The organism is Aeromonas sp. R6-1, from assembly GCF_040908165.1.
GTDB lineage: Bacteria > Pseudomonadota > Gammaproteobacteria > Enterobacterales > Aeromonadaceae > Aeromonas > Aeromonas caviae.
This window is the reverse complement of record NZ_JBFODF010000055.1, coordinates 160,625-181,793: the sequence shown is the minus strand read 5'-3', so window position 1 is coordinate 181,793 and position 21,169 is coordinate 160,625. Positions and strand designations below refer to the sequence as shown.

The 21,169-nt window shown below is 60.9% G+C and carries 17 protein-coding genes, 4 tRNA genes and 2 pseudogenes; 15 read left to right on the top strand and 8 right to left on the bottom strand.

Features of this window, described 5'->3' with window-relative positions; genetic code table 11:
- Window positions 1-58: 58 nt before the first annotated feature.
- Window positions 59-1,162 carry a membrane-bound lytic murein transglycosylase MltC gene (gene mltC, locus AB5Y68_RS20110; RefSeq protein ID WP_010675743.1) on the top strand — a complete coding sequence of 368 codons (1,104 nt, stop codon included), beginning with the start codon at window positions 59-61 and terminating at the stop codon, window positions 1,160-1,162.
- Window positions 1,163-1,219: 57 nt separating this feature from the next.
- Here mltC and AB5Y68_RS20105 read toward each other — a convergent pair whose 3' ends face one another.
- Window positions 1,220-1,600 (bottom strand): YgiW/YdeI family stress tolerance OB fold protein, encoded by a 381-nt coding sequence (locus tag AB5Y68_RS20105; protein ID WP_039040598.1) that lies wholly within the window; start codon window positions 1,598-1,600, stop codon window positions 1,220-1,222.
- A 234-nt stretch (window positions 1,601-1,834) separates the two neighbouring features.
- Between AB5Y68_RS20105 and AB5Y68_RS20100 the strand changes: the two genes are divergently transcribed.
- Entirely contained in the window at window positions 1,835-2,842 is a 1,008-nt protein-coding gene (locus AB5Y68_RS20100; protein ID WP_039040616.1) for an SGNH/GDSL hydrolase family protein, read from the top strand.
- Between the two features lie 278 nt (window positions 2,843-3,120).
- Window positions 3,121-4,152 (top strand): porin OmpA, encoded by a 1,032-nt coding sequence (gene ompA, locus AB5Y68_RS20095; RefSeq protein ID WP_039040599.1) that lies wholly within the window; start codon window positions 3,121-3,123, stop codon window positions 4,150-4,152.
- 55 nt (window positions 4,153-4,207) lie between these two features.
- Here ompA and AB5Y68_RS20090 read toward each other — a convergent pair whose 3' ends face one another.
- From AB5Y68_RS20090 to AB5Y68_RS20080, 3 genes are read right to left on the bottom strand one after another with little or no spacing between them, the layout of a single operon-like run.
- Window positions 4,208-4,777, bottom strand: a complete 570-nt coding sequence (locus AB5Y68_RS20090) for a membrane integrity-associated transporter subunit PqiC (RefSeq protein WP_039040600.1) — start codon at window positions 4,775-4,777, stop codon at window positions 4,208-4,210.
- A complete protein-coding gene (gene pqiB, locus AB5Y68_RS20085; protein ID WP_039040601.1) occupies window positions 4,777-6,423 on the bottom strand; it encodes an intermembrane transport protein PqiB in 1,647 nt (548 codons plus the stop codon). Before pqiB ends, AB5Y68_RS20090 begins: the two co-directional genes overlap by 1 nt.
- Window positions 6,416-7,687: a paraquat-inducible protein A gene (locus AB5Y68_RS20080; RefSeq protein WP_039040602.1), complete on the bottom strand. Its 1,272-nt coding sequence runs from the start codon at window positions 7,685-7,687 to the stop codon at window positions 6,416-6,418. Before AB5Y68_RS20080 ends, pqiB begins: the two co-directional genes overlap by 8 nt.
- Window positions 7,688-7,863: 176 nt before the next feature.
- Here AB5Y68_RS20080 and hfq point away from each other — a divergent pair, with 176 nt between their 5' ends.
- A complete protein-coding gene (hfq, locus tag AB5Y68_RS20075; protein WP_039040603.1) occupies window positions 7,864-8,223 on the top strand; it encodes an RNA chaperone Hfq in 360 nt (119 codons plus the stop codon).
- 136 nt (window positions 8,224-8,359) lie between these two features.
- Here hfq and AB5Y68_RS20070 read toward each other — a convergent pair whose 3' ends face one another.
- The 3 genes and pseudogenes from AB5Y68_RS20070 to dapA form a co-directional block, all read right to left on the bottom strand.
- Window positions 8,360-8,950, bottom strand: coding sequence for an HAD family phosphatase (locus AB5Y68_RS20070; protein WP_039040604.1), 591 nt, complete (start codon window positions 8,948-8,950; stop codon window positions 8,360-8,362).
- Between the two features lie 182 nt (window positions 8,951-9,132).
- Window positions 9,133-9,581: pseudogene (locus tag AB5Y68_RS20065) on the bottom strand (diguanylate cyclase).
- Window positions 9,582-10,873: 1,292 nt separating this feature from the next.
- A complete protein-coding gene (gene dapA, locus AB5Y68_RS20060; RefSeq protein ID WP_039040606.1) occupies window positions 10,874-11,746 on the bottom strand; it encodes a 4-hydroxy-tetrahydrodipicolinate synthase in 873 nt (290 codons plus the stop codon).
- Window positions 11,747-12,023: 277 nt separating this feature from the next.
- Here dapA and rsmC point away from each other — a divergent pair, with 277 nt between their 5' ends.
- The 8 genes and pseudogenes from rsmC (at window position 12,024) to AB5Y68_RS20020 (ending at window position 16,874) form a co-directional block, all read left to right on the top strand.
- Window positions 12,024-13,052, top strand: a complete 1,029-nt coding sequence (gene rsmC / locus AB5Y68_RS20055) for a 16S rRNA (guanine(1207)-N(2))-methyltransferase RsmC (protein ID WP_010675754.1) — start codon at window positions 12,024-12,026, stop codon at window positions 13,050-13,052.
- 147 nt (window positions 13,053-13,199) lie between these two features.
- Window positions 13,200-14,420: pseudogene (gene glgC, locus AB5Y68_RS20050) on the top strand (glucose-1-phosphate adenylyltransferase); the annotation flags it as partial.
- Window positions 14,410-15,870: a glycogen synthase GlgA gene (glgA, locus tag AB5Y68_RS20045; protein WP_039040607.1), complete on the top strand. Its 1,461-nt coding sequence runs from the start codon at window positions 14,410-14,412 to the stop codon at window positions 15,868-15,870. The pseudogene glgC and the gene glgA, both read left to right, overlap by 11 nt.
- Before the next feature lie 116 nt (window positions 15,871-15,986).
- A tRNA-Leu gene (locus AB5Y68_RS20040) sits at window positions 15,987-16,072 on the top strand.
- A 55-nt stretch (window positions 16,073-16,127) separates the two neighbouring features.
- Window positions 16,128-16,213: transfer RNA gene (locus tag AB5Y68_RS20035), tRNA-Leu, on the top strand.
- A gap of 45 nt (window positions 16,214-16,258) precedes the next feature.
- A tRNA-Leu gene (locus AB5Y68_RS20030) sits at window positions 16,259-16,344 on the top strand.
- A 71-nt stretch (window positions 16,345-16,415) separates the two neighbouring features.
- Window positions 16,416-16,501 (top strand) — tRNA-Leu (locus AB5Y68_RS20025).
- Window positions 16,502-16,601: 100 nt separating this feature from the next.
- Window positions 16,602-16,874 (top strand): late competence development ComFB family protein, encoded by a 273-nt coding sequence (locus AB5Y68_RS20020; RefSeq protein WP_029314828.1) that lies wholly within the window; start codon window positions 16,602-16,604, stop codon window positions 16,872-16,874.
- Here the strand turns inward: AB5Y68_RS20020 and AB5Y68_RS20015 are convergent.
- A complete protein-coding gene (locus AB5Y68_RS20015) occupies window positions 16,871-17,080 on the bottom strand; it encodes a hypothetical protein (protein WP_010675758.1) in 210 nt (69 codons plus the stop codon). The two genes, AB5Y68_RS20020 and AB5Y68_RS20015, sit on opposite strands and share 4 nt — an antisense overlap.
- 299 nt (window positions 17,081-17,379) lie before the next feature.
- Between AB5Y68_RS20015 and nhaC the strand changes: the two genes are divergently transcribed.
- The 3 genes from nhaC (at window position 17,380) to AB5Y68_RS20000 (ending at window position 21,160) form a co-directional block, all read left to right on the top strand.
- Window positions 17,380-18,789 carry a Na+/H+ antiporter NhaC gene (gene nhaC / locus AB5Y68_RS20010; protein ID WP_010675759.1) on the top strand — a complete coding sequence of 470 codons (1,410 nt, stop codon included), beginning with the start codon at window positions 17,380-17,382 and terminating at the stop codon, window positions 18,787-18,789.
- A gap of 105 nt (window positions 18,790-18,894) precedes the next feature.
- Window positions 18,895-19,818 carry a LysR family transcriptional regulator gene (locus tag AB5Y68_RS20005; protein WP_039039700.1) on the top strand — a complete coding sequence of 308 codons (924 nt, stop codon included), beginning with the start codon at window positions 18,895-18,897 and terminating at the stop codon, window positions 19,816-19,818.
- A 196-nt stretch (window positions 19,819-20,014) separates the two neighbouring features.
- Complete coding sequence (locus AB5Y68_RS20000) at window positions 20,015-21,160, top strand: ABC transporter substrate-binding protein (protein WP_039039701.1); 1,146 nt, start codon at window positions 20,015-20,017, stop codon at window positions 21,158-21,160.
- The last annotated feature ends 9 nt before the right edge of the window (window positions 21,161-21,169 follow it).

Sequence of the window (21,169 nt, the reverse complement as noted above, 5' to 3'; positions counted from 1 at the left end):
CAATCCTGGCTCAGGCCAGTCAGTGACGGGCGGCCCCACCGCCCGGTTTGAGGATCTTATGGGTCGTTTTTTTGGGCTGCTGTGCGCCCTGCTGTTTCTCTCTGCCTGTTCATCCACCCCCCAGACCAGCGGGAGTGGCGATGATGATCTGGTCAACGGCAAAGACGTGCGCGGTTTTGAACACATGATCAGTGCGCTCTCCCATAACGTGAACGAGATATGGGGGCGCGAGGCGCTGTTCGCGGGCAAGTTTGACTACGTCAAATACACGGATCAGTACAAGAGCCGCGCCCACATCGATTTCTCCAGCGGTCACATCATGGTGGAGACCGTCTCGGGTCTGGATCCCCGCGCCCACCTGCGCCGCGCCATCATCGAAACCCTGCTGACCCCGGACGATCCGGCAGAGGTCGACCTCTATTCCGACCGTGAGATCATGCCAGGTGGCGAGCCCTTCCTCTATGGCCAGGTGCTGGACAACCAGGGACAAGCGATCCGCTCCAGCTGGCGTGCAGAGCGTTATGCCGACTATCTGATCGCCAACGCGATGAAGAAGCGCACCCTCGGGATCCGCAACATCTTCTTCATCGACATTCCCATGGTGGCCAACCACGAAGACAGGCGCGGCTACAAATACGCCAGCATCATCCGCGATGCCTCCCGCAAGTACGGGGTCGCCGAGAGTCTCATCTACGCGGTGATCAAGACCGAGAGCAGCTTCAACCCCTATGCGGTCAGCCACGCCAACGCCTATGGCCTGATGCAGGTGATCCCGGCTACCGCTGGGCGGGATGTCTATGTGAGGGTCAAGGGCAAGGATGGCCAGCCGACCAGGGAAGATCTGTTCAATCCGGCCTACAACATCGATGTGGGGACCGCCTACCTGCACCTGCTGCAGACCGTCTATCTGGCGGATATCCAGGATCCCCAGTCCCGCCGCTATGCGGTGATCTCCGCCTACAACGGTGGTGCGGGAGGGGTGCTCAACACCTTCTCCAACGATCGCAAGGCGGCCCCCGGCATGATCAACCGCCTCTCCCCCGAGGCCGTCTATCAGGTACTGACCGAACAACATCCCAAGGCAGAGGCTCGCCGCTATCTCTACAAGGTCAATCAGGCCGAGAAGGGGTTCAAGCGAACCGTCGCAAGCCGGGCTGGCTGATGGCATGCAAGAAGGGCGCTCCTGGAGCGCCCTTCTCATTTACTGTGGCCAGAAAGCTTACTTGGCGATGAAGCCACCCTTGCTCAGGGGCGCAGCCCCCACCTTCTCCAGGTGTTCCACCTCGACTTCGGTCTTGTTCCAGCTGTGGTCCACCTCGCCGCGCACGCGGATCAGATCGTCAGGGCCTACCTCGGTACCGCGCCACACGTCACCGTCCACCTCCACTTCCACCTCGCCGCTGTCGTCACGGAACAGGTAGTTTTCGCCACCCAGGTGTTTGACCAGTTTGCCTTCCAGGGTCACCCACTGATCATCGGCCACGTCTTTCAACTGGGCGACCGATACCTTGTTCTGCTCCTTGGGGCCGGTGTAGGCCGCCATGGCGAAGGAAGAGACGGACATCAGGGCCACCAGGGCGATTGCTTTTGCGTTGTTCATTTCATGCTCCTGTCTTTGCGGTATGAGGGCATCTTGCCCGGGGGCGCGTGAAACAAACGTGAAGCCTCCCCATTCAGGGAGGAGTGATGTGATCGCAAGCGATTAAATGGCCACGGCATGCTGCAAAAATGTATTCGAGTGGATACCTTTTCACCTGGCCATGCGGGTTCCCAGCCCGCCGCCATCGAGGAACAGCCCGCAGGCCCGCCCTGCCCCATCCATGAGAACAGCTACATGAACAAATGGCTTTTGTGTTTATTGGGTCTCTTCGCCCTCACGGCCCATGCCGCCGAGACGCGTCCCCCCTTCTCCCGCATCGTGATGTTCGGCGACAGCCTCTCCGATACCGGCAAGATGTACGACAAGATGCGCGGTTACCTCCCCTCCAGCCCGCCTTACCATCAGGGCCGCTTCTCCAACGGCCCGGTCTGGCTGGAGCAGCTCACCCAGCACTTCCCGGGCCTCGCCATCGCCAACGAGGCGGAAGGGGGCGCCACTGCCGTGGCCTACAACAAGATCTCCTGGAACCCCAAGTATCAGGTCATCAACAACCTGGACTACGAGGTGACCCAGTTCCTGCAAAAGGATGGCTTCAAGCCCGACGATCTGGTGATCCTCTGGGTCGGTGCCAACGATTACCTGGCCTATGGTTGGAACACCGAGCAGGATGCCAAGCGGGTGCGCGATGCCATCAGCGATGCGGCCAACCGCATGGTATTGAACGGCGCCAAGCAGATTCTGCTGTTCAACCTGCCGGATCTGGGCCAGAACCCCTCGGCCCGCAGCCAGAAAGTGGTCGAGGCGGCCAGCCATGTCTCCGCCTACCACAACCAGCTGCTGCTGAACCTGGCACGCCAGCTGGCCCCCACCGGCATGGTGAAATTGTTCGAGATCGACAAGCAGTTCGCCGAGATGCTGCGCGAGCCGCAGAACTTCGGCCTGAGCGACACCGAACACGCCTGCTATGGCGGCGGCTATGTGTGGAAGCCGTTTGCCTCCCGCAGCGCCGCCACCGACAGTCGACTGGCCCCCTTCAATCCCGAGGAGCGCCTTGCCATCGCCGGCAACCCCCTGCTGTCTCAGGCCGTCGCAACTCCCATGGCGCGCCGCAGTGCGGGCGAGCTGAACTGTGAAGGCAAGATGTTCTGGGACCAGGTCCACCCCACCACAGTGGTACACGCTGCCCTGAGCGAGCGGGCTGCCGCCTTCATCGAACAGGAGTACGAATTCCTCCCTCGATAACGGAGGCCATCCTGCCAGGGCCGGCGCCTCGCCGGCCCTCTTGCCGACAAGGATAAGCAATCCATATGACACCCATCACAGATTCGAGTCACGGTTCCCCGGCGGTCTTCTGTCTCCACTATGATGCAGATGGATATCACAATATGTTTTATATCAGTTGCTTGTAGATCGAGAAAAGCGAGCTACGTTTAAACGTGTTGTGGTCGAACACAGGCCCAACCCACGAGGCGAGGCGACATGAATTCGCGCTCCCCACACACAAGATTGCAGAGGCATCTATGAACAAAACACTGATTACCTTGCTGGTTTCAGGCTTGCTTGCGGCCAACGCCCAGGCAGCCGGACAAGACAACACCTGGTATGGCGGTGCCAAACTGGGTTGGTCCAACTTCTACGGTGTCGATGAAAGCAATTCCATCGCCATCACCGACAAAGACGACGATGAAGTCGGCGCCGGTGCCTTCGCCGGTTACCAGATCAACCAGAATCTGGGTGTCGAACTCGGTTATGACTACCTTGGCAAGCTCAAGTACAGCGGCACCCGCAATGGCGCGGCCTTCAATGACTCCGTGCAAGCCCAGCTGGCCCAGCTCACGCTGAAACTGGGCTTCCCGGTTGCGGACAATCTGGACCTTTACGGCCGTGTCGGGGGCGGCTATGGCTGGACCGACAGCGATCAGCTGGAAAACGACAGCCGCTTCACCTTCGTCGGCGCGCTCGGTGCGGAGTATGCCCTGAGCCTGGATTGGGCAGCCCGCCTCGAATACCAGTACAGCACCCCGTATGGCAGCCGTGACGATACCGGCCTGCGCATGGACAACGGCCTGCTCTCCCTGGCCGCCGTCTACCGCTTCGGTCAGGTTGCACCGGCTCTGCCGGTCGCAGCTCCCGCCCCCGCGCCCGAGCCCGTGATGGTCGACAAGCAGTTCACCCTGAGCTCGGACGTGCTGTTTGACTTCAACAAGGCCACCCTCAAGCCCCAGGCCGGGCAGGCCCTGGATACCCTCTACAGCCAGATTGAAGAGGAAAGGCCCAAAGACGGTTCGGCCACCGTCATCGGCTATACCGACCGCATCGGCTCCGAGGCCTACAACCAGAAGTTGTCCGAGCAGCGTGCCCGGACCGTGGCCGATTACCTGATTGGCAAGGGCCTGCCGGCCGACAAGGTCAATGTGGAAGGGCGTGGCAAGCAGTCTCCCGTCACCGGCGACAGCTGCACCAGCAAATCCAAGCGTGAGCTGATCGTCTGCCTGGCCCCGGATCGCCGGGTAGAGGTCAAGGTACAGGGCGTCTCGGAAGTACAGCAATAACGACGACCCCAAACAAAACGGGAGGCCATGGCCTCCCGTCTTTTTTTATGCTTCCTCAGATGCGCGTGCGCACATCCGCCGCAATCTGATCGAGCAACAGTTGCCAGCCCTGCCCCAGCTCGTTCACCAGGGCGCCATACCCATCGGCAGGCAGCACCCGCTCCTGCTGGAAGGGAACATCTCTCAACACGACCCCCTCCTCCGTCAGCAGGCGCCAGCGACCGCTGAGCAGGGCGCGGCCGTCGTGCCGCCCCTGGAAACGCTCGACCGAGATGCTCAGCACAGGCCCCTTGCGGGCCCCGTCCTGACGCACCACCCAGCCAGGCAAGCGGCTGGAGAGGCCATTGAGGGTCAACTGGTTCAACTGGGCATCGAGGGAACCTGCCCAGCGATGGTACTCGGCAAAGTGCAGCTCCTTTCCCTCCAGCTGATAGACCAGGCTCATCCGGTCAAGCTGACCGGACAGGGCGACGGGCCGCAGCACCAACTGGTGCTGCGGCTGCGCCGTGGTGACACTCGACGGCGCCGTGTCGGCATCCAGCGAATAGTAATGCAGCGTGGTCGGCGCACTGCCACATCCCGCCAGCAGGCCCAGCAAGGCCAACGTCATCATCCGTTTTTTCATCATTTTCCTCGCTTGGGCTCGGGATCCCGCGGACGAGCGCGGTCAAAGATCAGCGAACTCGGCTGCTCGTTCAGTGAATGGACCAGAGGTTGCAACTCGCTCATCAGCTGGTTGAGGGATTGCACCGACTGGCGCAGCTCCTGATTGGTCTGGGAACCGGCATCATAGGTCTGCAACGTCTCCTGCAACTGCTTGAGGCTCTGGTTGAGGGAGGCCGGCAACTGCTGGGTCGACTGCTGACCGGTAAACTGCTCCAGATTCGCACTCACGGCACTGACATGCTTGAGCGTCTTGTCCAGTGTCATCAGGGTGCTGTTGACCTGAGTAAGGGTGGTGGCCATGTCCATGTCGACGAACTTGTCGAGGATGAGGTTCACCTTGCGTTCGATCTGATCCAGCCCGGCCTGGGCAGTCGGGAAGACCTGATAGCCCGCCATCTTGAGCGGCTGATAGACAGGCGCATCCGGATAGAAGTTCAGATCGATCACCTTGCCCCCCGTCAGCAGGCTGGCGGTCTTGAGGCTGGCCCTCAGCCCTTCCTTGAACTGCTTGTTGAACAGGGCCCGCCACTGCTCCTTCTCCGCATTGGCATAACGGTGGGAGAGACGCTGCACCTCGATGCGCGCCAGCACCGGGATCTGCCGGCTCTTGAACAGCTGGACGCCCTTGTCGTCGATGAGATAGGGAGCCGAGATGACGGTACCGACCCGGATGCCGCGATACTGTACCGCCGCGCCGGGATGCAGCCCGCCCACGTCATTGTCGAACAGGAAGACATAGTCGATGAACTGATCCAGGCTACCGGCCAGCACGCTCTCCTCGTCCTTGAACAGCACGAACTCGTCGTTCTGTTTCACCGGCTCCCCCGGCAACCAGCCGGGAGGCAGCCCCATGGTGATGCCGCCGTTGATCAGGCTCTCCAGCGAGTCCATCTTCACCTTCATCCCCTCGCTGCTCATGGAGACCTCGAAGCCGGGCGTCAGCCAGAACCGGGAGTTGCTGCTCACCAGGACGTCATAAGGCGCGTTGATGAAGAGCTGGTACTGCATCTCGCTCTTCTCGGGCAGGAACTTGGCCTCTTCGACCTGGCCGATGGTGAATCCCTGATAGCTGATGGGGGAGCCCGCACCCAGCGCGTTGGCATCCCGGCTGGACAGGGAGAGCCGCAATCCCCTAGCATCCAGGGATGCCAGGGGTGGCCTGTCCAACATGGCGTATTCGCTTCGCGCCCTGCCCTTCTTGCCGGGAGAAAGCTCGATATAGGCACCGGAGAGCAAGGTGCCAAGACCGGAAACGCCCTCACGCCCGACCCTGGGCTTGACCACCCAGAACTGGCTGTCTTTCTTGAGCATGCCGGCGGCGGCATTGGTCAGGCGAGCCTTGAGCACGGCATGGCTGTAGTCCTCGCTGAGCTCCACCGTCTCGATACGGCCCACCTCCACTTCACGAGAACGGATCACCGTCTTGCCCGCCACTATGCCCTCGGCGGTCGCCACCGTCAGGGTGAAGCTCGGCCCTTGTGAATACCAGTGCTGGAACAGCATCCAGGCGCCGATGAAGAGCGCCAGCAAGGGCACCATCCAGATAGCGGCAGCCGAACTCATGAAATCAGAGCCCGGTTTCCACCTTGTCTTACGCTCACTCACGTTCGCGTTCTCCTTGTTGTAAATCCCAGATCAGGCGGGAATCGAAACTCATGGCAGCCACCATGGTGACCAGTACGACCCCGGCAAAGGCGACGGCCGCAGGGCCAGGGTAGATGGTCATCAGATTGTCGAGCCGGATGAGACCGGCCAGGATGGCCACCACAAAGACGTCGATCATCGACCAGCGCCCCACAAATTCGGTCATGCGATAGAGTTTGAGCTTGCCGAGGGGAGATGCCCCCTGGCCGCGCTGCACCACGTAGCAGAGCCACAGCAGCGCCAGGATCTTCACCAGCGGCACCACCACGCTTGCGAAGAAGATGACGGCGGCAATGGGGTAGGAGCCCATTGCCCACAGCAGCACCACCCCGCCCATGATGGTCGAGGGGCTGTCATCCCCCAGGAACACGGTGTCCATGATGGGATACAGGTTGGCTGGGACATAGAGGATCACCGAGGTGATCAGCAGGGCCCAGGTGCGGTTCAGACCACCCGGCTTGCGGCTGTGCAGGTGATCCCCGCAGCGAACGCAACTATGGGCATCCTGCTCGTTCAGGGCGCCGCAGATGTGGCAGCCCACCAGACCGCACGCCAGGGCGCTCTCTTCGGGATCCAGCTCCCTCGCCGCCGTCGGGCCGAACAGCCGCTGCCACAGCCACATCCGATCCAGGGAGGAGATCATCTTGATGAGCAGCAGGGTGTAGCCAACGAAGGCCCAGAACGACAGCCCCATCTTGATGTCGGCCATCCCCATCAGCTTCACCAGAGAGATGAGCACGCCGATGAGGAAGACGTCCACCATCAGCCAGGGCTTGATCCGGCACAGCAGGCGGCCAAGGGAGCGCAGGGCCTTGCTGTGCAGATCCTTGTCCAGGCGCCACAGCACCAGCATGATGGAGCCGATATAGACCAGCGGCAACCCGATCAGGGTAATGCTCAGCACGGCCCCGAGGAACAGGTAGCCTTGATCCACCAGGGTGGTGATGCACTGCAGGAAGGTCATCTCCTGCCCCACCCCCTTGGCCGAGAACGACATGAAGGTAAAGGCGTTGGAGAGCACGAACATGATGATGGCCGCAAAGCCATAGGCGATAGGCCTGCGCTCCTGCTCAGGCAGATGACGAGTCAGGGTATGGCCGCAGCGCGGACAACTGCTCGTCTCCCCCACGGCCAGCTCGGTGGCCGGCACCAGCAGATCACACTCTTCGCAGGCGGTCGCGTCATGGGTATAGGTGGGTGGATGTTGGTGTGAAACCGGATGCAAGATAAGACCCCAGCATGAGGCCCGCCACGGGGCCAGAGCCGCCAATTATTGCAGCAGCGGCCCCTGCCGACCAGCCCTGTCGTTGTCCATCCTGCCCGGGTGTGAGAATGACTTTGACAAGGCAGTGCCCATTTAGCACAATCAAACGCCACTTTTTTTCCGCGGGACAATAATTTATGACAACTGAATCCCCAAGCTACTCCACTATCGAGCAGGCCTTCTCCCTCGGGAACGGGCAAGATTCTGCCCTCAACTGGTTGCGCAAAAACCGTAGCCAAGTCGCCATCTTCCTGGTGAGCGGCATCAAGCTGGAGGGGACCATCAGCGGTTTTGACCAGTACAGCGTGCTGTTGACCGATGCCCATGGCAATCAGCAACTGGTCTACAAGGCCAAGATTTCCACCATTGCCATGCACTCCGGCCGTCCTGCCGTCAGTATCCAGCGGGCCCGCAAGCCACGGGTTTCCATGGCGCCGCGCCCCCATGGCGCCCCCAGCCGTTATGACGACAACCAGGGTGGTGGCAGCGAGCAGTAAATCTCGCCACTGCCCATCCTGACGGTGTCGCTGCGTCAGCCAGTGACATCTGCTCCCCACTCTCATGTTTCGCCTGTCCCGTATGAGAGTGGGGCTTCTCTCCCGAGCCGGTTGTTGACCCGCTCGTCTTCGTTACTCAGTAGGTCAACCCGACCGGTTTTCCCTCTCTGACCATGCAGACCTGCATACCGGCCGCTTCACCGGCCTGTGCGCCTATGCCCGTGTCCTCGAACACCAGACATTGATCGGGCTCGACCCCCAGGCGTCGCGCCACCAGCAGGAAGGTGTCTGGATGGGGTTTGTGCAGCTCCACGTCGTCGGCGGTGACCACCACGGGGAAGTACCGATCCAGCCCTGTGTTGCGCAGCACCGCTTCGGCATTGATACGGGGGGAGCCTGTCCCGATGCCCATGGGGATCCGGCCGTGATAGCGTTCCACCAGATCCAGCATGGCCGGGAAGGGGGTGGCCTTGTGCAGGTTGGCGACATAGTGTTCGGTCTTGCAGCGTGTCACCACCAGGGGATCCAGCGCGATCTGCTGCACTTCGGCCACCAGCAGGGCTATCTTGCGGCTGGGCATGCCTCCCAGCTCATAAAACCAGTCGGCGTCGAACCGAAAGCCAAACTCGCTGGCGGTGTGCTCCCAGGCGGCCAGGTGCAAGGGCATGGAGTCCACCAGAGTGCCGTCGAGGTCGAAAACCAGGCCTTGAAATCCGGATAGGGTCATGGTGCAGGATCTGTCTGTGAAAAATGGGCCCCCATTCTAGCCAGAGCGCGGGCGCATCGCCATGCGCCAGATGGCGAGAAACGCTTGCCACCTCATTTATACAGAGCTGCGTGGATCTGAAAGCACACACGTATACAGATCAGCATGGATCTGATGCCGGGCAGGCAGCCCCCACGCAGGTGTCAGCGATAGGCCAGGGTACAGGCCCGCCCTTGGGATTTGGCGTGATAGAGTGCCTGATCCGCCTGCTCGGTCAGGGTTTGCCACTCCTTGTCCGATGACGGGACCAGATAGCTGAACCCGATGCTGACGGTGAGTGTCGCCGCCACCCGGGAGGCCGGATGGGGAATTTGCAAGGCGTCAAGGCCGTGGTGGATCTGCTCCGCCAGCCGCTCCGCCTCTCCCGGCTGCGGTGAACACAGAGGATGACAAACTCCTCCCCCCCATAGCGGGCCACCAGGTTGGTACGCCGCCGCTCGGTGTCCTGCAGCAGTGCCGCCACCCGCTGCAGGCACTGATCCCCCTTGCCGTGGCCGAAGTGATCGTTGTAGGACTTGAACTCGTCCACATCGATCATCAGCACCGCCAGCACGCCCTGATGGCGGCGAGCCCGCTCCCACTCCCGTTCCATGGTGATGTCCCATTGGCGGCGGTTGGCGATGCCAGTCAGGGGATCTTCCAGAGACAGCAGAGAGAGGCGCCGGTTGGCCTCCTCCAGCGCCCGGTTGGTATCGGCCAGTTGCCGGGTCCGCTCCTGCACCCTCAGCTCCAGCTCCCGATTGAAGCGCTCAAGCTTCTCCTGGGTGCGCTGGCGGATCAGCAACTGGGAGAGCACGGCGGCATACTGCTTGAAGATCTCGCTCTGATACGTCTTGAGGGGGCGCCGCCAGAGCAGGTTGTCGGCGGCGATCCAGCCGATGGGGGTACTCCCGTCCCAGAGCGACACCATGGCGTTCCAGCCGCGACCCACCTCCTGCTTCTCGTAATAGAGAGGCGTGTCCTCCAGCACCAGGACATAGTCCTTGCGACGCAGCGCCTCCTGCACTGTGGGGTGATCCGGAATGGGGCTGATGAAATGGCGCTCGTCGATGAGCTCACCCGCCTCGTTGGTACCCCAGGTACCGTGCATGGTCTTGAATTCACTGTCAGTCAGGAAGATGGCGATGCGATCGAACTGCAACTCCTGGCGGGCCAGTGCCACCGCGTCGTGCAGCAGACGATCCTCGCTCTCGCAGCGGGAGAGCTTGACCCCCACCTGATGCAGCGCCTGCAGCATGCTGAGGAAGGAGTCCTGCAGGGCCTGGCTGCGCACGAGGTCTGCCTGGGTGTGGAGCCGCTGATCCCGCTCCAGATCCACCTGTCCCGCGAGTCGCCGACTCTCGAGCTCGGCGGCGAGATAATGCATGAGCAGCTGGATGCTCTGCTGTTGGCGTCTTGGCAGGCGATCGAGACGACGGCGGGTTTCCAGATAGACCACAGCCTCCAGCCCCTTGTGACGCTTGAGGGGGAAGCTGGCGCGCAGGCGCGGGATCTCGGGTTCGACGCTCTCCCGCTCCCAGATGGCTCGGGTCGGCGCGATGGGCTCCACCAGCAACTGGCCGAGCGCAAGGGAACGTTCGATGAAGAGGATGGGCAACTCGAGGGAAGAGAGGACGTCAGCGCTCAGGCAGAGCAGACCCTGTTCCGGGCGATAGTGATAGAGCTGGGGCGTCGGAGCACGCAGCCACAGATAGATCTGTTCAGCCTCTGTTTTTTCCCTGACCGCAGACAAGGTCACTTCACAGAGATGTTCAAAACTGGTGAAGTGCTCCGGATCCCATTCTTCCATGCCAAATCATCCTTGGTTGTATCCAAGCGAGTATATCGGCAAAGCCCGGCCATTAATTGACCGGGCAATCAAAAGCGAGATCCAGAGCCCAGTTTTTACAACAGATTCAATGCCTGCATGGCACTGCGGATGCGCTCGCGGGTGGCCTCGGAGAGCGGCATCACCGGCAGACGGCACTCTTCGCTGCACAGACCCAGCAGAGAGACCGCATACTTGGCCCCTGCGGGGCTCGGCTCGGCGAACATGGCCTGGTGCAGCGGAATGAGCTTGTCCTGCAATTCGCGGGCAGCTTGCCACTCACCGGCCAGCGCCAGGTTCTGCACCTCGGCCACCAGCTTGGGGGCCACGTTGGCCGTCACCGAGATGCAACCCTGGCCACCACCGATGTTGTAGGCCACGGCGGTGGCATCTTCACCGGAGAGCCAGGCAAACGGCTTCTTGATGAGCTGGCGTTCAACCCAGGGGCGGGCCAGATCACCGGTGGCATCCTTCACGCCGGCAATGCGCGGCAACTCGGCCAGACGGGCCAGGGTCGCCGGCTGCACGTCAACGATAGCGCGGGGCGGAATGTTGTAGACGATGATGGGTTTGGTGGTGGCGTCGTGCACCGCCTTGAAGTGGTGGTAGAGCCCTTCCTGATTGGGGCGGTTGTAGTAACCGGCCACATGCAGGGTGGCATCCGCCCCCATCTGCTCGGCATAGCGGGTGTATTCAATGGCTTCAACCGGGTTGTTGGAGCCTGCACCTGCGATCACGGGAATGCGCCCGGCCACCAGCTTGACCACCAGCTCCACCACGCGGCAATGCTCATCGTGGGTCAGGGTCGGGCTCTCCCCGGTCGTGCCGACCGGCACGATGCCATGGGTTCCCTGCTCTATGTGCCACTCCACCAGGCGAGCCAGTGCGGCCTCGTCCAGCTGGCCCTGTCGAAATGGGGTGATCAGGGCAACTATCGAACCTTGAAACATGGGATTTCCTTCTCCTAAACAGATGGATTGGTCAATAAAAAGCCCCGGTACGGGAGTCGCTACCGGGGCTTGAATCGTCTCAGGGATGAGAGGTTACGCGCGCACGCCAGCAGGCCCGATTGTCAGGCTATGTTTATGCTTTCGTTTCGATACGCATGACCGCATTGCATCATCTCTGGGTAAATAGGCGTCTGGGCATATTTCGGGAACACGGCATAAATGTCAAGGCGAAAGCGGCCATGTATAATGGCCGCCCAAAAATGCGTGGAGAGACCCAATGAGCCGTCCTGTCAGTGCCGTCAGTCAGATGCTGGAACGTAACCAAGCCCTCTTTGTCGGCAAGCGGCTGTTGGTGTGCGGTGCCCTGGAGGATGATTATCCTCGTCAACTGGCCGAGCTGGCACAAAGCCTGACCGTCTTCACCACGGATTACTGCTATTACCGCACCCAGCAGGCCGTTCTGGGAGATGCCATCCTGTTCGATCACCAGCTGGGTGGCGCCCCCCGATTCGATGCCCTGCTACTGCTGATGCCCAAGGCCAAGGCCGAGGCGCAATACCTGCTGGCCATGATGACGCCGCTGCTCGAAAGCGGGGCCGACCTGTTCCTCGCCGGCGAGAACCGGGGCGGCATCAACGGGGCAGACAAGCTGCTGGCACCTTATGGCGAGAAACCGATCAAGCGCGACTCTGCGCGCCGCTGCTCTCTCTACCACGGCACGCTCGACAAACCGGTCGTCCCCTTCGAGCTGGACGCCTGGTTCAGTCGCTATGAGTGCCAGGCGGGCGACACCACCCTGACCGTCATGGCCCTTCCCGGGGTCTTCAGTGCTGACGGCCTGGATCTCGGCACCCAGATGCTGCTGGCGAGCCTCCCCCCCGTAACGGGCAAGCTGCTCGACTTTGGCTGCGGCGCCGGCGTCATCGGTTCCGTGCTGGCCAAGCGCAACCCGGCCCTGGCCGTCACCATGGTGGATATCAATGCCCTGGCACTGGAGTCCAGCCGCCGAACCCTGGCGGTCAACGGTCTGAGCGGACGTGTTCATGCCTCCGATGTCTATTCCGACATTGCCGAAACATTCCAACAGATTGTCTCGAATCCCCCCTTCCATGCCGGGCTCAAGACCTTCTACGCCGCCACCGAAACCTTCCTGGCAAAGGCACCTGAGTACCTGACCGCAAATGGCGCCCTGACCATAGTCGCCAATGCCTTCCTGCGATACCAGCCTATACTGGATGCGCACTTCAAACAGACCGAGGTGATCGCGGGTGATGCCAAATTCAAGGTGTATCTGAGCAAAGCTTAAAGAAGTGCAACGGTTGTAATAAAACAAGTAGAGAGTGCCAGACGGGATCTGTTAAGGTACCAAGAAAACGTTTACCACCCCTTTAGGGGTGTTTTTTTCGCAGCGACATGAAAACCTTTTCAACATCATGATCTCAGGGAGAGAACGACGATGGCAGGCATACTCACCATGATACTGGCAGGCGGTGAAGGTACCCGACTGCAACCGCTGACCACCACCCGCAGCAAACCCTCCGTGCCCTTTGGCGGCAGTTACCGGTTGATCGACTTCGTGCTCAACAACTTCGTCAACGCCGACTTCCTGCGCATCTATGTACTCACCCAGTTCAAGTCCCAGTCCCTTTACCTGCACATGAAGAAGGGCTGGAACATCGTCGGCATCACGGATCGCTTCATCGACCCCATTCCGGCCCAGATGCGAATGGGCAAACGCTGGTATGACGGCACCGCAGACGCCATTTACCAGAACCTGCGCTTCATCGAGATCTCCGACCCCGAGCACGTCTGCATCTTCGGCTCCGATCACATCTACAAGATGGACGTGAGCCAGATGGTGAGCTTCCACAAGCAGAAAGCGGCCGCCCTGACCGTCGCTGCACTGCGCATGCCCATCGAGGAAGCAAGCGCCTTCGGGGTGATCGAGGTGGATCAGGAAGGGCGCATGATTGGCTTTGAAGAAAAGCCCCGTCACCCGAAACACATCCCCGGCGACCCCACCCAGGCCCTGGTCTCCATGGGCAACTACATCTTCGAGACCGAGGCCCTCTATCGGGAGCTCAAGCGGGATGCCGCCGAGGAGAACTCCAGTCACGATTTCGGCAAGGACATCATTCCCAGCCTGTTCCCCCGTGCCCCCGTCTATGTCTACGACTACAGCACCAACGTGATCCCGGGCGAGAAGCCCAACGTCTACTGGCGCGATGTGGGGACGCTCGACTCTTACTGGCAGGCACACATGGATCTGGTGGCCGACGATGCCCCCTTCTCTCTCTACAATCGCAAGTGGCCGCTGCACACCCATTACCCGCCCCTGCCCCCCGCCACCTTCATCGATACCGACGACTGCAAGGTCAAGATCGCCAACTCCCTGATCTCCGGTGGCTGCTTCATTCAGGGCAGCCAGATCCAGCGATCCATACTGGGATTTCGCTGCAACATAGGCCCCTGCAGCCACATCAGTGAATCCGTGCTGCTGGGGGATGTGAAAATCGGTGAAGGTTGCTCCATTCGCCGCGCCATCATCGACAAAAACGTTGAAATTGCACCCGGCACCGTGATCGGTGAGAATCTGGACCATGACAGAGAGCGGTTTACCGTATCCGAAGGCGGTATCGTCGTGGTACCTAAGGGAGCAAGAGTTGGCTATTAACCCACTGAAAATCCTGTTTGTAGCCTCGGAGGTTGAGGGGCTAGTGAAGACCGGGGGCCTGGCGGATGTGGCCAAGGCCCTGCCGCAGCATCTCGCCCGTCAGGGGCACGATGTGCGCATCATTATGCCCTTCTACAAGACCATCAAGCGCCGGGACGAGGCCACCCTCCTCGCCTCGCGCTGGCTCCCCACCCCCCAGGATCGCAGTGATATCAGCTATCGCATCCATCAGCTGGAACTGGACGGGATCTGCGTCTATCTGCTCGATTGCCCGCACTATTTCGACCGCCCCCAGCTCTATGCCGAGAACAACCAGGCCTATCCCGACAACGGTGAACGCTTTGCCTTTCTGGCCGCGGCGGCCCTGCATGCGTGCGAACAGCTGGGTTTCGCTCCCGACATCGCCCACTGCAACGACTGGCACACCGGTCTGCTGCCGCTGCTGCTGAAAACCCGTCATGCCCACAACCCCTTCTTCCAGCGCACCCGGTCGGTCATCAGCATTCACAACGCGGCCTTTCAGGGCGTGTTCGATCGCCAGCAGTTCTGGGCCGTGCCGGAAATCCACGACTACGAGCAGCGCATCAACTACGACTATGGTCACATCAATCTGCTCAAGTGCGGTGTGCTCTACGCAGACAAGATCAATGCAGTCAGCCCCAACTACGCCAGCGAGCTGCTGACACACCTGGGCGCTCACGGCATGGCCAGCGTATTCCAGCAGCGGGCAGCTGACCTGCGTGGCATCCTCAACGGCTGTGACTATCAGGACTGGGATCCCGCCTTCGATCCCCTGTTGCCCGCCACCTATGATGCCGACAACCTGGATGGCAAACACACCTGCAAGCGCATCCTGCAGCAGGAGACGGGGCTCCCCGTCGGCAACCTCCCCATCTATGGCATGGTGTGTCGACTGACCGAGCAGAAAGGAGTACACCTGCTCATCCCGGCGCTGGACAAGTTCTTGCAGCATCAGGTCCAGGTAGTGATCGTGGGCTCCGGTGATCCCTCTCTCGCCGCCCAGTTGCAAAGCATTGCCCAGCAGCATCCCGACAAGTTTGCCTTCATCAATGCCTATGACGACCGTCTGGCCCACCTGGTGGAGGCTGGCGCCGACTTCTTCCTGATGCCTTCTCTGTTCGAGCCATGCGGGCTCAACCAGATGTACAGTCTGGCCTATGGCACCCTGCCCCTGGTGAGGGCTGTCGGCGGATTGAAAGATACCGTCGTGGACTGGGATGCCGACCCGACGCACGCGACCGGTTTCTGCTTCAACGATCCCACTGCCAGCACCTTGCTCGATGCCATGCGCCGCAGCCTGCTCCATTATCTGCAGGAGCCGGCACGTTTTGCCCGTGTGCAGCACCACGCCATGAACACCCGCTTCGACTGGGCAGACTCCGTCATCCTGTACGAACAGATGTATCAGGATGCGCTGGCCACCGTCTGACGCCGATTGCTGAAGTTTTGTGCCCTTGGCACGCCTTTATCCGTCAACAGCGAAAAAAGTCCCCTTTGGCTGTTGACGCCCCCCCAAAACTCTATAGAATCCCCCACCGCAGTGATGCGAAGGTGGCGGAATTGGTAGACGCGCTAGCTTCAGGTGTTAGTGTCCCACGGATGTGAGGGTTCGAGTCCCTCTCTTCGCACCATACTGCAACATGCTCTTATCAGACGGCATGTAAATTCAGACTGATAACCCGATGTGCGAAGGTGGCGGAATTGGTAGACGCGCTAGCTTCAGGTGTTAGTGCCCCCCGGGTGTGAGGGTTCGAGTCCCTCTCTTCGCACCATGCTTTTATCAGACAGCATGTAAATCCAGACTGATAACCCGATGTGCGAAGGTGGCGGAATTGGTAGACGCGCTAGCTTCAGGTGTTAGTGCCCCCCGGGTGTGAGGGTTCGAGTCCCTCTCTTCGCACCATGCTTCTGGCATGTAAAACACAGAAAATGCGCTCCAACCGCATTTAAAAACCAGCTGGAGAAAATCAGTGTGCGAAGGTGGCGGAATTGGTAGACGCGCTAGCTTCAGGTGTTAGTGTCCCACGGATGTGAGGGTTCGAGTCCCTCTCTTCGCACCATCATTCTGCAAAGGCCCGTTACGAGAGTAACGGGCCTTTTGTGTTTTCATGCCCCATGGCTATGCTGTTGAAGATGCTGCGCCACCACGGGGGTTTTCCCATGATCCTGGATACCGATATTCACAACTTCTATGAGCATCTGGTGCTCAAGGAGATAGAAAAACAGGGGTTGGCTCGAACATTGACCCCCTATCAGCTGGCAGACCTCTGCTGCCTGACACTCAACCAGCTTCCTTCCCACTACATCCGTCACGATGTCGACATGATCTACTTCACGACAGACGCCGAACGCAGCGAGATGGAGAAGAAGGTCATCGCCTCCCTGCGCCAGGCCTACGACAAGATCCAGGCCGTCCCCACTCGCCAGGCTTAATGCCAGCCCTGCTGCCAGAGCAGAGTGACGACCCCTGTCATTCCCGCAACCGGCAGCAGGATCAACACCGGTCTCAGCCTGGGTTCCAGCATGACCCAGGCAGCCAGCAAGAATCCCAGGCTCCAGAACCCGTATTCCTTCTCCTGACCCCAGACCAGCACCGCCAGAAGGGCGGCCAAGAGCAGAGCGCGTGCTATCCAGTTCATTGGCATTGGTCCGAAAAAGATTAATGATAACTATTATCATCCTTGGTGTTGTCATCTGCAATCGAACTTACCTATGGATCTCCGGCTATCAAACGGTGTCGATTGAACAGTGAAAAATGCCGATCAGATCAACTATTTTGTGGGATTTTAAAATTTTAAAGCTGTTTTGCCGAATGAGCAGGGATTTTACACCTCCGCTTTATGGTAGATTGCGCCCTCTTTTGGTAAGCCTCTCGGGATCGACGCATCCGCAGGACGAGAGGGGCTGACCTTGGCGAGCAAGAGTTTAGGGAGCGTCTATGCAAAACCAACAACACCACATCCGATTGCCGGGCATGTCGCAAGTATTTGCCTGCCTGGCCATTTTCCTGGCCCTGGCCTTCTCCTTCACCAGCGTGCTGGATCTGCCAATCCAGCTGGCACTGTTCATCGCCTGGTTCGTCATCATGGGACTCGGCATCAAGCTCGGCCACGATTACAAATCCCTGGAGCAGGCGGCAGTCGACGGCGTCGCCAAGGGGATGGGGGCCATCCTGATACTGATCTCCGTCGGTGCCCTGGTGGGCACCTGGATTGCCGGCGGCATCGTCCCCAGCATCATCTACTTCGGCCTCAAGGTGATACACCCCTCCATCTTCCTGCTGGCGACCCTGATCATCTGCTCTCTCACCTCGCTGGCCACCGGCACCTCCTGGGGCTCGGCGGCCACCGCCGGCATCGCCATGATGGGCATAGGCCACAGCCTGGGGGTACCCGCGCCGCTGGTAGCCGGTGCCGTGCTCTCCGGAGTCTACTTCGGTGACAAGCTCTCCCCGCTCTCCGACTCCGTGGTGCTGGCCTCTACCATGTCCAACGTCGACGTGATGGAACACATCAAGGGGATGCTGCCCATCAGTCTGTTCTCCTACGTCATCACCGCCGCCCTGTTCACCGTGGTCGGCATGCAGTACTCCGGCAACGTCAGCCTGGAGCAGGTCAATCTGGTGATGGACGCCCTCGACAAGCAGTTCAACATCACCCCCATGGCCATAGTGCCCGTGGTGCTGGTGCTGGGCCTGTTGGCCAACCGCAAGCCCGCCTTCCCGGTGATAAGCTTCGGCGCCTTGCTGGGTCTTGTCTGGGCCATCGTCTTCCAGGACATGGATCCGGTGAAGGCAATGCACTCCGCCTACAGCCCGTTTGCCATCACCTCCGGCGTCGACTTCATCGACAACATCCTGGGCCGCGGCGGTATGGAGTCCATGCTGGGTTCCGTGGCCGTCATCATCTTCGGCTTGGGCTTCGGCGGTCTGCTGGAGAAGGTCGGCATCCTGGAAGTGATCGCCAGCGCCTTCGAGAAGCGCATCAACAGCGCCGGCAGCCTGACCAGCCACACCATCGGCACCGCCTTCCTGGCCAACGTGTTCGGTTCCGCCATGTATGTGTCCCTGATCCTGACCCCCAAGATCATGGCCAAGAACTACGACAGACTGGGGCTTGCGCGCAAGAACCTCTCCCGCAACGCCGAGTTTGGCGGCACCCTCACCTGCGGCATGGTGCCCTGGAGCGACAACGGCATCTTCATGGCTGGTGTCCTCGGGGTGGCGACCCTCGACTACCTGCCCTACATGTGGCTCAGCTTCACCTGCATCATAGTGACCATCACCCTCGCCTATCTGGGCAAGGGAGTGAACCGTGTACCGGTCACAGAGGCAGTGACAGCCCGCTAATTTCCGTAAAAACAACGACAAAGGCGCCATCACGGCGCCTTTTGTCTGGGCGCGATTCGAGGTTAAGCTGGCACTCACCTTGATCGCACGTGGCAGGACGCCCAGATGAACTTCACCTTTCGCCAGATCCGCTATTTCGTGGCGGTAGCCGACAGCTTCTCGGTCAGCCGCGCAGCCGCCGAGCTGCACATCTCCCAGTCGGCGGTCACCAGCGCCATCCGCGAGCTGGAGACCGAGCTCGGCGCCGCCCTGTTCGAGCGCAATCCGCGCGGGGTCAGCCTCACCACCCAGGGCCACCAGTTTCTGCTGCACGCCCGTCGCATCCTCGGCGCCATGACCGAAGCCAGCCACTCTCTCAAAGCGGTAGCCCAGCAGGATCAGGGGCGGCTCACTATCGGCGTAACGACCCTGGTGGCAGGCTACTATCTGTCGGAGGCCCTCGGCCGCTTTCGCCGCGCCTTCCCGGCGGTGCAGATCGAGGTGAAGGAGGATGAGCAGCCCTATCTCGAGCACCAGATCGTCAACGGTGAGGTGGATGTGGGGATCCTGATGACCAACCGCACCATCCGCCAGGAGGCGTTCGATGCCGAGCTGCTGACCCGCTCGCCGCTGCGGGTCTGGCTCGCCGCCAACCACCCCCTCTGCGCCGAGTCGACCCTCTCCCTCAAGGCGCTCGGCGAGGAGCCCATGATCTCGCTGACCGCCGACCAGCTGGACCAGATCATCGGCGGCGGCCTACGCCGCTACGGTATCGCGCCGCGCATCGTGCTGCGTACCGCCTCGGTGGAAGCGGTGCGCAGCCTGGTGGCGAGCCAGCTCGGGCTCGCCCTGCTGCCGGACTTTGCCTACCGCCCCTGGTCGCTGGAGCAGGAGCGGGTCGAGGCCCGCGCCATCAAGGAGCCCATCCCCGCCATCGACATCGGTCTGGTGTGGCGGCGCGGCTCGCGCCTTGACTGGGCCGCACGCGAGTTCATCGACATCGCCAGAGATCAGAGCCGGCTACGGGCCCGCCAGCACCTCCCCCGCTAGGACTGAGCCTGAACAGCCGTGACTCCGGCAAAAAAATCAGATTCATCCGCACTCGATATCGATTTTACAGATACCCAAGCCGTTAAAAATTGAAATTCTCATTGCTCCCGGCTTCTCCTACGCTCATGACTGGTTAACAGGATGTTAATGCCTACTGTGGCGCCGCCACGGTTGCCAATCATGCAAGGAGAGCAAGATGAAATTGACCCCTCTGACCCTGGCCCTGATCCCGGCGCTGCTGGCAAGCCAGGTCCAGGCTGCCCCCACCACTCTCGGCAAGGGTGAAGGCCAGCTCAACATCGTGGCCTGGGCCGGCTACGTGGAGCGCGGCGAGACCGACAAGAACTACGACTGGGTCACCGGCTTCGAGAAAGAGACCGGCTGCAAGGTCAACGTCAAGACGGCCGCCACCTCGGACGAGATGGTGGCGCTGATGAACGAGGGGGGCTTCGATCTGGTGACCGCCTCCGGCGACGCCAGCCTGCGCCTCATCGCCGGCGGCAAGGTGCAGGCACTGAACCTGGCGCTCATCCCGAGCTACGGCAAGATAGACCCCCGCCTGCAGAATGCCCCCTGGCACACGGTGGACGGCAAGCACTATGGCGTGCCCTACCAGTGGGGCGGCAACATCTTGATGTACAACACCAAGGTGTTCCCCAAGGCGCCCGACTCCTGGAACGTGGTGTTCGAGGAGCAGACCCTGCCGGACGGCAAGTCCAACAAGGGTCGGGTGCAGGCATTTGACGGCCCGATCCACATCGCCGATGCCGCCCTCTATCTGATGAGCCATCAGCCGGCGCTCGGCATCAAGGATCCCTACGAGCTGAACGAGGATCAGTACAAGGCCGCCCTCGACCTCCTGCGCCAGCAGCGCAAGCTGGTGGGACGCTACTGGCACGACGCCTTCGTCCAGATCGATGACTTCAAGAACGAGGGGGTGGTGGCCTCCGGCTCCTGGCCGTTCCAGGCCAATACCCTGATCGCCGACAAGCAGCCCATCGCCACTACCGTGCCCAAGGAAGGGGTCACCGGCTGGGCCGACACCAGCATGGTGCACAGCGAGGCCAAGAACCTCACCTGTGCCTACAAATGGCTGGAGCACTCCCTCAACAACAAGCTGCAGGGGGATCTCGCCTCCTGGTTCGGCTCCGTGCCGGTGGTGCCGGCCGCCTGCGAAGGCAATGCCCTGCTCGGAAAAGAGGGGTGCAAGACCAACGGCATCGACAACTTCGATCGGGTTCACTTCTGGCGTACCCCTGTCTCCCAGTGCAAGAGCCAGGGAACCTGCGTGCCCTACTACCGCTGGGTCTCGGACTATATCGCCATCCTGGGTGGTCGCTGAGGTGCCTCA